This window comes from Clostridium sp. AM29-11AC (genome assembly GCF_003480545.1).
Classification (GTDB): domain Bacteria; phylum Bacillota; class Clostridia; order Lachnospirales; family Lachnospiraceae; genus Otoolea; species Otoolea saccharolyticum_A.
Genome location: NZ_QUJI01000019.1, coordinates 1 through 12,753 on the forward strand (window position 1 = coordinate 1; position 12,753 = coordinate 12,753).

General features: G+C 45.4%; 11 protein-coding genes. 1 reads left to right on the forward strand and 10 read right to left on the reverse strand.

Annotated features, from left to right (window positions below; translation table 11 throughout):
• Nucleotides 1–130: 130 nt before the first annotated feature.
• From DW757_RS13070 to DW757_RS13080, 3 genes are read right to left on the reverse strand one after another with little or no spacing between them, the layout of a single operon-like run.
• Nucleotides 131–1,414, reverse strand: coding sequence for a DUF6070 family protein (locus DW757_RS13070; RefSeq protein ID WP_118751897.1), 1,284 nt, complete (start codon nt 1,412–1,414; stop codon nt 131–133).
• Entirely contained in the window at nt 1,414–2,643 is a 1,230-nt protein-coding gene (locus DW757_RS13075) for a DUF6070 family protein (protein WP_118751898.1), read from the reverse strand. Before DW757_RS13075 ends, DW757_RS13070 begins: the two co-directional genes overlap by 1 nt.
• A complete protein-coding gene (locus tag DW757_RS13080; RefSeq protein WP_118751899.1) occupies nt 2,591–4,702 on the reverse strand; it encodes a penicillin-binding transpeptidase domain-containing protein in 2,112 nt (703 codons plus the stop codon). The genes DW757_RS13075 and DW757_RS13080 overlap by 53 nt, the downstream gene beginning before the upstream one ends.
• Nucleotides 4,703–4,963: 261 nt before the next feature.
• Between DW757_RS13080 and DW757_RS13085 the strand changes: the two genes are divergently transcribed.
• Nucleotides 4,964–5,311 carry a helix-turn-helix transcriptional regulator gene (locus DW757_RS13085; protein ID WP_118751900.1) on the forward strand — a complete coding sequence of 116 codons (348 nt, stop codon included), beginning with the start codon at nt 4,964–4,966 and terminating at the stop codon, nt 5,309–5,311.
• A 128-nt stretch (nt 5,312–5,439) separates the two neighbouring features.
• On the opposite strand, the gene DW757_RS13090 is transcribed toward DW757_RS13085, so the two are convergent.
• From DW757_RS13090 to DW757_RS13125, 7 genes are all read right to left on the reverse strand, one after another.
• Entirely contained in the window at nt 5,440–5,703 is a 264-nt protein-coding gene (locus tag DW757_RS13090; RefSeq protein ID WP_118751946.1) for a helix-turn-helix domain-containing protein, read from the reverse strand.
• A gap of 16 nt (nt 5,704–5,719) precedes the next feature.
• Entirely contained in the window at nt 5,720–7,537 is a 1,818-nt protein-coding gene (locus DW757_RS13095; protein ID WP_182433307.1) for a VirD4-like conjugal transfer protein, CD1115 family, read from the reverse strand.
• Nucleotides 7,538–7,550: 13 nt separating this feature from the next.
• Nucleotides 7,551–8,486, reverse strand: a complete 936-nt coding sequence (locus tag DW757_RS13100) for a DUF3991 and toprim domain-containing protein (protein ID WP_118751901.1) — start codon at nt 8,484–8,486, stop codon at nt 7,551–7,553.
• A 14-nt stretch (nt 8,487–8,500) separates the two neighbouring features.
• Entirely contained in the window at nt 8,501–11,194 is a 2,694-nt protein-coding gene (gene mobP3 / locus DW757_RS13105; protein ID WP_118751902.1) for a MobP3 family relaxase, read from the reverse strand.
• Between the two features lie 60 nt (nt 11,195–11,254).
• Nucleotides 11,255–11,542 (reverse strand): hypothetical protein, encoded by a 288-nt coding sequence (locus tag DW757_RS13110; RefSeq protein ID WP_118751903.1) that lies wholly within the window; start codon nt 11,540–11,542, stop codon nt 11,255–11,257.
• An 86-nt stretch (nt 11,543–11,628) separates the two neighbouring features.
• Entirely contained in the window at nt 11,629–12,042 is a 414-nt protein-coding gene (locus tag DW757_RS13115; protein ID WP_118751948.1) for a ribbon-helix-helix protein, CopG family, read from the reverse strand.
• A 356-nt stretch (nt 12,043–12,398) separates the two neighbouring features.
• A complete protein-coding gene (locus DW757_RS13125) occupies nt 12,399–12,695 on the reverse strand; it encodes a DUF6103 family protein (protein WP_118751905.1) in 297 nt (98 codons plus the stop codon).
• Nucleotides 12,696–12,753: the final 58 nt, after the last annotated feature.

The following is a 12,753-nucleotide window of genomic DNA, read 5'->3' on the forward strand; positions in this document are numbered from 1 at the left end:
TAATTCTTACCAAAAAGGAGTCATTTTCTTCCAAAGACACAAACTTTTTTACACTACCGGCATACCCGGTAGGAATTCTGCTGCATGGTCAATAATCATCAAGATTAAAGCAAATACTTTTAAGTGAAAACTACTCATCTATTTCCTCTCGTCTTACAATCGGAATATCCAATTCCAGTTTTTCTATGGAATTTGAAAGATATCTAAAAGTTCCGTCCTCAAATGGTTCAACCACAATCACATTTCTAAATGCCTGATCAGAATTGTAATCCGGCCATACACCATCCACAAAGAGAGTAATTGTTCTATCTGTATTTTCTGTATAGTCTACCACTTCTCCAAAAGGTGGATATGGACTCGCATATATCATCTCATATTTGTAACTGTCGCTAGTCTCATCGTACCCACAGTTCTCTCTCAATTGTTCTACAGACACTGGAAAATAAGTGGTCATGACCCTCTCATATTCTTCTGCAGGAATTTTCCAATCTTCGGTTTTCAAATTTCCCCCTGTATAAACCCGATAAATGTCCTCATACATACAAGGCATCAGGATATCCTCCACATTTTCAGCATCCCAATTTGTGACAAGCAGATTATAATTCACATAGCTTAACCCCGATATGTATTTCTCCGTCAATTCCTTGCATTTTTCCGAAAGCGGCTTTATTCGCCAATACTGCCGTAGACTTGCGTGTGGAATAATATACTCATACGCATAGATAAAATATCCTTTTTCAGTCAGTTTGATTTCTGCCACATCACTAACCGAGATTCCCTGAATTTCCGGTACTCCGCCTTCCTTCCATCGAACCCCTACATAATATGTTTGCAACTCGTGATTCCGATGAATAAAAGTAATCGAGCCAATTACTCCATCCTGATGTATCTCATACACTGTAACCATTGAGTTCTGCCCTTTTTGATATTCAGCCCAAAATCTCTCTATTTCGTCAGGGTTCTGCATATCAGTATCTTTCTCCACGCTCACTAGACCGGCACTTCCCAATTGCTCCACAACTGCTTTTCTCTGTTCAGCGGTAAACTCTGCAACACCTGAAGAATAGTTTGGTGCATCAGGAACAATAACATCCTTATAAATTTCCCCAACTGATTCTGCTGCCAATAATACTTGATCCTGTATTTGTTGTTTTTCCGTTTCCGAGAGGAGACAATCAGCACTTTGAGGAAGAAACCAAAAAGCGGACTCCTCAGATGTTTCTGTAATCGTTTCTTCTGGTATAGTCTCAGTCTCCTTCTCTGAGATTACTACCGGAGGCTCCCATACTTCTTCTGCCTTCTTTTCAGACTTCCCGTGAAATTTGCTCCAACAAAGCACACTCAAGATTACCGCAATCAGCAATATCAAAAGCAGGAGACCATATTTCTTAAACAACCATTTCAGATCTTCCATCATTGTCCTCCATACAATTCTTCCCATTCATCTTCTGTCAAACGTGGTGTGTGCCAAGATACCTCTCCATTGTCCTCAGAAGGTATGATCTTATTTGATACATACTGTACTCCGCCATTGTCCAAAGGACGTACTGTTACTTCATGGGCATACACATTGGAATCTCCTTTATACGGAAATACCACCTGAGCCATAAGAGTAATAGTGCTATCGTTATTCTCTGTATAACCGATTACTTCTGGGTATGGATATTCTGGGTATTCTACTTCTTCAAATCCTCTCGGTTTATACTCATAAGTCGAATCCTCCTGACAATAAACTGTTTTAGACTGTAATGTTTTACTATCAATATTAAAATACGTCTGGATCACATGTTCAAAATCTTCCTTTGGAATATGGTAAACAGCTCTCACACCTAAATTATCATCTGGCATATATGAGAAAGGAGATTTATATACTTCTGAATAAAAAATATCGAAAAGATCATAAAAATTTAAATCACCGAAGTCGCTCTCGTTCCAGTCAGTAATAAACATGTTATTGCACGCATAGCCAATGGGCAGTAAATATTTTCGATTTAACTCCCTATATTTTTCAGCCAGTGGTTCCACTCGTAATGCAACATAGTCCTCTTCTGCACTCAAAGTAAGCGCATACAGTGTTTCAGAATAATAAGATCCGGAAAACATCATATAACCTTCCGCTGTATAATCCCATTTTTTTGCTAGATAGCTTGAAACAGACTTTCTTTGTATCTCTTTGTCTTCATACACATAATAACTCTTCGTTACCTCTACATTCCCATCTTCCGTCTTTAAATCATATTTTATAAACCCTCCAAAATAGTCAATTTGAAAAACTATCGTTTCAGCTACTTTCTTTTGTTCTACTGCATCACAGAATAGAACTATCTGTTCCGCCATTGTCATATCCACCTGATTTTTACTGTCGATAGCTGAATAGCCATACTCTCCAAAGCGATTTACGATACTGCGGATTGTTTCCAAATCGGCCAATTTATTTTCTTCAGAAGCCTTTTCATAAAGATCCAGACAAATATCTTTCATTTCATCCGCATCATCTTCTATATCTAAAGCAACATTCTCATCTTCTTGTATTTCAGTTTCTTCCTCTGGTACAACAGTACAGCCCGAAACTCCAAAAGTGAGAATGAAACTAATTATTGCGAAACCACTCTTCCAAAACCATCTTGTCTTTTTCCACAACATATCCGCTTCCTCCTCTCCCTTTTACATCTTCTGTCATACTGATTATTAAAATTGGATTTTCTGTTGATTTTTCTGGCGTAAAAATTGCAAACCAACCTAATTCCGTACCAGATGTGTCCTCCTTTGTTGTCTTGATTTCTGCCGTTCCCGTTTTTCCTGCCAGCAAAATATCGTCACGGTGTGCTGCATATCCAGTCCCGTTTGGATCGTTGATAACCTTTTTTAAACCTTCCAGCACCTGAGACGCAGTCCCCTGAGAGAACGCTTCTTTTATCCAATATTGCGTTGTTGTATCTTGCCGATAGGTCAGATACGGCTTTACAATATTCCCTTCATTGCAAAAAGCCAAATAGATACATGCCATATGTAATGGATTTATCAATATCTGCCCTTGTCCATAACCACTGTCCGCCAACTGTATTTCTGTTTCTATACTATCCGTATTGGAATACTGTGACTGTGACATCTTTATTTCAAATGGCAAATCTTCATTAAACCCAAACCTATCCAAGGACCTCTCCATCTCTTCTGCTCCAATTTTTAAAGCAGCTTTCGCAAAATAAATATTATCTGAATAGATCAAAGCATTCTCTAAAATGACTGGTTCATATGCATGAAGTGTTGTTACATAATACGATCCCCATGATGCGTCCTTCTGCCAACTTAAACCTACATTCCCATAATCTTCTTTTGGATCAATTGCTCCTGATTCTAAGCCAATCGCAGCAGTAATCGGTTTGAAAGTAGATCCCGGACACCATACTTGCCGAAAACGGTTATACATAGGCTTATTCTCATCCTCATTAAGAGAAGTCCACTGTTCATCAGATAACCCCATAATGAAATCATTATTGTTATAAGATGGTGTGCTAACTAGCGCCAATACCTCTCCCGTATAAGGATTCATGGCTACCGAACAACTTTTATCTTCCTTAAACTGCTCATACAAAGAAATCTGCAAATCAGCATCTATTGTAAGCTGTATATCTTTCCCCGGCTGTACTGGTATACTGGCAAGTTCCTCTTTTTCTTTCCCCTCCGAATCCACAATATAGATCCTGCAACCGTTCTGTCCTTTTAATTCACTCTCAAACAATCCCTCCATTCCAATTCTGCCGATTACGCTATTAGCTGTATAACCTTCCCCCGAATGTTCCTCCAAATCCTCTGCAGTAACACTTTGAACATACCCGATCAAATGTGCGGCGGCTTCCCCTAATGGGTATTCACGCACATCAACATTAGTAATCATTACTCCAGAAATTTCTAGTAATTTTTCATGCCGTTCTTTTTCTTTCAGCACTTCTTCATCTGGTTCAATCTTCATCAACTCGATTTCTTCAACCCTCGGAATTGTTTTAATTGGCACAAAAGAATCCTCCTTAATCCAATTCGCTGATAATTTTTTCTCTATCACTTCAGGTGTGATTTCCAATAATTCTGCAATCTTTGCGATTGCCTCTGTCCTGTTTTCAATCTTTCCCGGAACAATTCCAACTGAAGAAGCTGTGCCTTTACCTGCAAGAACACGTCTGTTTCTGTCCAGAATTTCTCCTCGTTCTGCTTGTATAGTTGAAACTCTTACTTTGTCAGAATAAGATAAATTTGGAAAAATTATGGAATCATCCCAGACTAACTTGTATTCGTCCTTACCTTCCACAAAAAGGGCCTCATTCTCAAACTGAATATTTCCTGCAACTGTATCAAAAGAAGTCTGATAGGTTACCAGTCTATGTTCTTCATCGTATTCCAAAATTTCAACTGTCATATTCTGTAGCTCAATGCCTTCATAAATAGCCGAATTCCGTTTTATAAAGTCCTCCTGACTAATGCTTCCTGACGCATCAGTATCTAGCATTGCATACATTTTTTCATACTCCTGGTTTGGAATATAATCCATATACTGAAGCAAAAGTTCTTGTGGTGTCTTCCACTTACTTTTTATTGCTAGCGTCCCCATTATACATATGACTACAACAAAAACAGCTGTTCCAATAGCTGCAATAATAAACCGCAAGTACACATGTCTCATTCTTCCTTTTCTTCTGCTTCTTTTCATGTCAACCTCCATTTACTAGAACAAATCACAATCAGAACTTCTAACTTTCAAAATATACAAATCTTTCATCCGCCTTGTATATTACATTTGTAAGATATATATCTTCACAAATATTACAATAGTAAGATTTAAAAGTCAAGTTTCTTTCCTTAAATCAAACAATACAATACTACGATCTATTATTTCGTATTTATTATGAATTATAATTGCGTTCTCGAATCAACTCCCGAACTGTAAAATGATGTTGGAGGTGAACTGACAGTGAATAAACTTGAAAAGCTAGACATTTCCTATATGGGACCTATATTTAAAAAATATCGGCTGGACGTCAAGCGTACACAGGATGAGGTCGCTGAAAAAGTCGGCATTACCACCCGCTTTCTCATGGCCTTGGAGAATGAAGAGAAACGCCCCAGCCTGGATATTCTTCTCCGCCTGGTAGACGTACTGAACATACCGGGAGATGCCATCCTCCACCCGCAGTTACAGACCATTGACGGCGAGGATGAACAGCTGATCCGTATGATAATGCGGTTAAACAGCAGAGACAAGCAGGTAATCCGCAGCACGATCCTGTCCATGCTGGAAACGTATCATACAGACTGTTGAAACGACTATTTTTTCTCTGATCTTAAACGATTTCTTCAGGTGTTCCCTTCCCTGCATATGTCATGATGCCATATTCCATACGCCACCAGGAGAGCAAAGCATCCCCTTGGCGGCGTATTTTTTTCTTTTTAACCGCTGTCGGTCAGTGTATAAAGCAGGCTGCTCCTTCCACCATTTTCCCGCCACCGCTGCTCCTTTTTAACAAGGCCGGCGCGAATCAGATCTTCAATCGCCCGTTCCACCGTCCTACGTGACAGATGCAGCTCCTTTGCGATTGTTCCGATTGCCGGATAGCACTGCCCGTTTTTGTCACTGCGGTCTTTCAAATACATATACACCGCTTTTGCCCGATGCGGCAGTTCCTCAGCGTATATCTTGGAAAAATATCCTATGGGCTTCACCGCCTTTCTAATCCGTGCGAAGGGGAGGACGTCTGACTGGTACTCTATGCTCTTTCATCTGTGGAGCCACAGCGTGGACCTGCCCTCCTGAGCCTGATGCGTTTTCTTCTCCTGCCAGCGTATCATCCCATCCGTCCTCTTCCTCTTCATCCCTTCGGCGCACGATCTCCTGCTCCAATTCAAACCGATCCGCGTAAGCCACCGGCCTCGCTGCCTGCTCCGGGACTTCATAGGGCTTTCCAAACCGGATCCCCCATTTCAAAAACAAGGGGAGCTGCGTCTGCATCGGAAAACATCCAGTCTTTGCCAAAATGAAATGGCCTTTCGGCAGAGTTTTTAATTCATCCGGCGACATCAGAGGCCTGCTCATCATCTGCAGGCTCTGGCTGAGGTCGTTCTTCCCTCTAGATATGGAACCGGACAGCACCGTGCGGTTGCCGAGCGCCTTTGATAAGATCTCCGCGCTTTCTGAATTTGGCGCAAATCCGCCGAACAGGATGTCTTGACAGTTATCAATAATAATGCTTGCCCCTTCCTTCCCATAGTTTTTCTCAAGCTGTGCAAAGGACTGGATGATCGGCACCATACTGATGCGGCGGGAACGCCCTGCGGAAAACATCATCTCCATGGATTCGATCTTGGGGATCGTGCCGATCTCATCCGCAAACATCATCACCCGGTTCGGGAGTTTCCCTCCATGTTCATCCGCAATGGTCAGCATCTCCCGGTAGAGCTGCTGGAGGAACAGGGATACCATAAAATATTTCGTATTATCTTCCTCCGGCAGGACAATAAATATGGCTGATTTCGTGGAACAAAAGGTTTCCGTATCCAGGGAACTGTCAAAACACAGGATCTGCTCCATCTCACTGTCCAGAAAGGCATTGAGACGGCTCATAGCGGTTGATAGCACGGACGCCATGGCCTGATCTGCAGAATTGAGCGCAGCGCCGGCAAACCATTTGGCCTTATGGGTGGGCGGCAGCTTATCCATCAAAAGCTGGAACAGGCTCCGGTTCTTTACCGGGGATGGGGCCAGCAGATCCTGGATCAGTTTAAACACCGAAATGATATGCCTTTTCTCCGGCGGGCAGTATTCCGCAATCAGCAGGATCACCGATGCCAGAAGCCCTTCCGCCGCATCATAGAAAAATGCATTTTGTCCGTAGCTACTAGCGGAGGCACCATCCGAACTGATGATGGTCTTTGCTGTGATTTTTGCGTATTTTTCCGCCTTGGCCTTTGCCGCCAGATTCTTTGGATCCGGCAGATATTCATCCATATATTTGTTGACCAGCGTCAAAATGTTGTTTCCATCCGAGCGGGTAGGATTTCTGAGATCCAGGATGGAAATACGATAGCCATAACATTCCTTTGCGATTCCTGCATAATTTCGGAACAGGTCACCCTTGGTGTCCGTTGTCAGAAAGCTCATTCCTGATGCGCAGGCATATTCAATATTCGGGTATAAAAAATTGGCAGTCTTGCCGACACCGGCCGCTCCGATCATCAGGCAGTGGATATCTCCGCTGTCTACCAGAGCGGTAATGGAGTTCCCTTTCTTTTTATATCCCACCACCAAGCCCTGCTTTGTTGGAAGCGCTTCTCCATGCCTCCATTTTTCCGGTTCATAGGAAACATGGGCGTATGTCTCCCGGATCTCTTTTTCCGTGGCAAACCTTGCGGTCCCATGCTGGCCGTCGCCTACTGTCCGTGACTTGATTCCGTTTAACGTATAGTAATTGGACAGCATCGCAAGACCGCCAATCACCGCAAACATCCCAAGTCCGATGCAGACAAACAGGACAATATTCTCTGCTTCCATTTCATTCCTCCCTTCAGTCCATCCGCATAGCAAATCCTTGCTCCTCCTGCTTTGGAGGTGGCTTTGTAAGTGCCTGCAGATCCTCATTCCAGTCTTTTTGCTGTGAAAAGAGCGGGAATACATCCCGGTATCCCCGCTCCGATAACCTCTGTTTGATTCTCTCCCGCGCCTGTATCCCCGCTTTATCATTATCAAGGCACAATGCAATTCTTTTTACCTGAGATACATCGGATAGAAGCTGCAAAAGCGCATGTTCCGCCACACCGCAGAGAGCCACATAGCTGTGCATCCGCCAGTCCTTTTGATAAAGGGAAATAAAGGAAAGCAGATCAATAGGCGCCTCAAAAACATAGACCATATCGCTCTTTCCGGTCCAGTGAAAGCTGTATCTCGGATCGCATCCATCCACATTTCCTTTGAACGGTTCCCCTTTCGTATAAGTTCCCCGCTTATGTGCATGACGGGGAACACCATCTAAGTCATAGCCGACAAACACCGCATTGTGGTATGCCGCATCCTCATAGATCATCTTTGCTTTTACAAATGCTTTTACCACTCTTTGGTCCAGGCAGCGTGTTCCGGTAAGGTATGCAAATACCCGGCGCATATCCGGATTGGCTTCGGGAAGCAGAAACGGTTTTTGTGGCTCCGGTTCTGCTTCCCTGCTTTCACGGTAAACTTGTTCCTGCTCTCCGCCTAACAACATAGTTACCGCATCGGAGAAGCTCTGCCCATAGAACATCTTCACAAAGTCAATCGGATATCCGCCTCTTTCCGTGGCATGGTCATACCAGCGGTTCCCTCGTACAGTGATGCTGTGATCACTGGACAGACGCTTCTCCCTGCCGGAGCGCAGCAGTTTCTCTCCCTGTCGAGACAGGAAATCTTCCAGGTCTACTTGGTTGGCCCGCTGTTTCTGCTCTTCTGTGAAATAAACATACCCAGCCATACATCCACCTCCCCTTAATAAACTTGTTGTACCGGCTCATGGTCATCCCGTTTATGTCCCTGTGCCTGCTTTTTCTCTGCCAGTTTCCTTCTTCGCTTTCGGTCGATGTGATAGGAAACGCCTCCTGTGCCTTTCCGGTAATCTTCCCGGAACAGTTTTTCCAGACGGTGCAGAAGCCGTGTTGCTGCAAGAAAGGCGGATGGATTGTGAAATGACCCCATGTGTTCCAGAAGAATCTGTGCATACATATTTCCCTGCTCGGCAGATGCCTGCAGATAAAAAACAGCTTTCTCTTTATTATATGGGACATCCTTCCCGCAGAGATACAGCTTGCCGAGAGCATACCGGGCATAGGAATTTCCTTTCTCAGCCGCAGCTTCCATCCACCTCACTGCCGCCTGCACATCTTTTGGGATTTCTTCACCGGCAAGATACAATTTCCCCAACTGATAAGCCGCATACCCATTTCCCTGTTCCGCAGATAAAGTGAAAAGATTGACTGCTTTTCCAATATCTTTTGAGACATGTTCTCCGTCCCGATAGATCTTTGCCATCGCATACTGTGCAGCACCGTTCCCTGCTTCTGCCGCTTTCTTGATCCATTCCACCGCCTGCTTTGGATCACCGGCACCATTCGCAAGCCATAGCTTTCCCAGGGCATACTGTGCATGAATATTTCCAAGCCATGCAGCCTGTTTCCAATACTCTGCCGCTCGTCCGTCATCCTTTTCTGTGCCGGTCCCGGTATGGAGCATCCATCCCAGGCGGTACTGCAGCTTATCATCATGACTTTCCCTCTCCAGAGCGGAAAAACCGGTAAATGCTTTCTCAAATTGTTCCTTCGCCTGCCAAGGATCCGGATCCGTGCCTATCTCGTCCCCAAGCATCTTTGCCAGTTCATAAGATGCATACGGGTTTCCCTGTTTGGCAGACAGCTGATACAGCAGGAACGCCTGGGAAAAATCCTGCTCCACTCCTTGCCCGCGGTAATACAATCCAGCAAGGGAGTATTGGGCATACTTATGGTTTTGTGAGACTGCCTTTGAAAACCATGCAGCGGCGGATGCATAATCCCGGCCCAGGTTTTCCTCTCCTGCACCTTCGGTGCCACTTACCTTGTGTTCTGTCCCGAGCCCCGCAGCATACATCTTTCCGATGCGATACCACAGGTAGGGGAGCTTCCGTTCTTTTGCCGTGCGCTCTGCGACAAGGAAAGCCGTCAGGGCCTTCCGGTACCAGTCTTTTGCCGATTCCGGATCTGCTTCACACCCAAGTCCATCCGCGCACATCCTCCCCAGATCATACATGGCCAGCGCATTTCCTGTTTTTGCTTCAGCAAGGAACAGCACAAGCGCCTGGGAAAAATCCTGCTCCACATCGTTTCCGCCATACAGATATTTTCGTGCAAGTTTATACTGCTTGGTCCAGTCTGCATGAAATGCTTCCTGTCGGTTCTGCGCTTCCCCCTCTTCCGGCAATTCCGGTTCTTCTAAGAGAACATCCGGTTCCAACAAATTTTCTCTCTCAGAAGGTTCTTCCGGTTCCCAATCTTCCTCCGGCTCCGGGGCATGCGCATCCTCAAATGAAAAATGGGGACCGTCCAGCTTTAACGCCTCCGCGATTACCATGTTTTTGATACTTTTAAACTGCTTCTGCTTCGATAAAGGAGGAAGGGGCGGCGGATCATTCCGATAGGCCAGAATGATCTCATTCTGCCACTTTCCCCAAGCCTGGTATAATTCCGACACACGCTTGTCTTTTTCCAGCTCATCCACAATCTGATCCACGAGATTTTTCACGTCCCGTTTCAGATACCCGTAGACCTTTTTCCCGGACGTATTTTGCAGGCGTTCCGACAAAGCAGTCATCATGCGTTCAATCCTGCCATTCACAAGGACACCGTTTTTCAGTTCCTCCAGTTTCTGTCGCAGTACATCCTCTGCGCCTGATTTCAGTTCCTCTCTCGCCTGATTTTGTTCCTCATAAAGGTTTGCAAAGTCCTGCCGGAAAATATCATGGGCCAGTTCGGAGCGCATGGCTTCAATGGACGGCTTTGTAAGATATCCGTCATTCTCTTTTGTGGAATAAGCCACTAGATGCACATGGGGATGATGGCCCTCGTTATGGAACGCTGCATACCATCTGAGATTCGCGCTGTCGATTTTCATGTGTCGACAAAGCATGGCGCGTTTGGAACGAAGCAGTGCCATCCATTGGGATGCACGGTCATATCCAAGCCGTTCTGCATCCTTCCGCCGCAGAGAGATCACATGGGTCCAGACCGGTCCTTTATGCCCTGCCACATCTTCCTGCACCTTTTTTAAGATGACCGGCTCTCCGGCGTCTGTAAAAAGGCCATGCTCTCCCACCCGCTCCACGCGGGGACGGTTTGCAAGATAATCCACATAGTTTCTGCGCGTCCCAATAAGATCCACGTTTTGCTCCAGCACACGGGAGATCAGTTCAGAAGCATTGCCAATCGTTGGCTTCAATAAAAAATCCGTGTATTCCAGCAGTTCTTTTGTCTGTGGAATATCACGGATGAGCTTAGTGATCAGTTGTCTCTGATTGCCCGTCGCCGGAAGAGACAATTTACTTTCATCAATTTTTTCAACTCCCTCGCGTGTACCGATGTAGCGCACATAGTTTTTCAGTTGCGCTGCCGGTGCGTCTTTAAGATACCGGGAAGTAAAAATCAGTTTTGGCAATCCAGTTTCCTCTCCTGCAAAGAGGAAAGGCCTGCCGAAGCAGACCCTTCTTTCTGTGTTTTACAATACACCTAACTTTTTTAACAGCTCCACGCAGTCCCTTGCGCCCTGTACATAGAGATACTCGCATTCATGCTGTGCAATCAGATTTGTCTTCGTGATGTAGTCATCGATCACCTGACGATCCTCAGTTAAAAGCTTTGCAAGCACATCCCGTTTCTGTTCCGATAAGACACCAATCTCCTGATAAAGTTTTTGTTCTTCTTCCTCACAGCTTTCCCTGCGCCGCATAAGCGCATGCTCCGTCATCTCCTGAATAACCATCTCATAAATTTCCTTTTTGTCCATACCGGATCACTCCTTTTTCATCACACAATAAACAAAATCTGTGTGGCAAGTCTATACCAAAACCCAACAAAGATTTTCCTGTTCCTTTAGGTTTCTCGCTTCTGATATTTGTATGCATCTTCAAAATCAATCGCTCCGTTGATGCGCCTGACCTCCTCCACACATTTTGTATGCAGTCGCTTCATGGCCTCCTCGTCAACATCATGTGTGTAGGCGATGACCTGGGACAGCTTTGACAACTCCACAGCGATCTTGAAATCCATGCGAGCCAAGCGGTTTTCACTGTCCTGCATCGTTCCCGTCATCACAGAGGAAATTGACTGGAGCAGGTAATCCTCCGCTTTCTTTGATGTCAGAAATCCCAGGTAGAAACGCAGCGCATCTTCCATAAGCTCCGTGCGGTTCCTTACCGTGCTGTCTTTGATATAAGCATCCGCCAGGGCAATCAGTTCCGTATCCACCCGGATAGAAAACTTGGTTTTCTCCGCGTTTCCGCTCATAAACGCCTCCTTTCCGCCGTTAATCCCAAAGCCACCTGTCATTTTTCGGAACAGCCTGCCTGACTCCCCTCCAAGCCACCTGGATTTTTGAAAGACCATTTTATGGGTGGAAAGGAGAATCCCCGCACGGCTTTGCCGGGCGGTGTAAAGCGGGCAGGGAGGCTTTTTAAAGCCACCCGCCCTTTAACCTGCACACATTTCGACCCTGCCTGCTCTGTCAAAATCCCGCCCAGGAAAGCATTCCCGGAAGGTTTTCTTTCCTTCTCCCAAATCGCCTCGACATGGCCGAAATCTCCTGTCAGGGGATGCAGGTCCCACTCCTTTCCCAAAAAGCCGACACGGCGGCCCACAGGGGCTTACACGGGCGGAAGCGGTTCGGCGTTGCCTCCCGCCAGGGTTTTCTCTGAGCTCTCCTCCTCCGATCTGCGGGCTGCCGGGCGCACCGGACGGCGGAGACGATCCTTTCCCGCAGCATCACGGGAGACCTTGTCGTCGATATATTCACGGGTTGCCTGCGGCACATATTTTTCATAAAGCCGCTGAACCGTATCGTTTAATTCCGTCTGCAGATCCGCTTCGCGTTTTTCCATATGGAATGTCAGCGCATCCAGTTTCTCCGTATTGAACGTTACTGTCAGGGTTGTATTCTTCATTCGCAGTCCTCCTGTTTTTATAATATATAACAAGAACAGGCGGCCGTTTAAAGGCCGC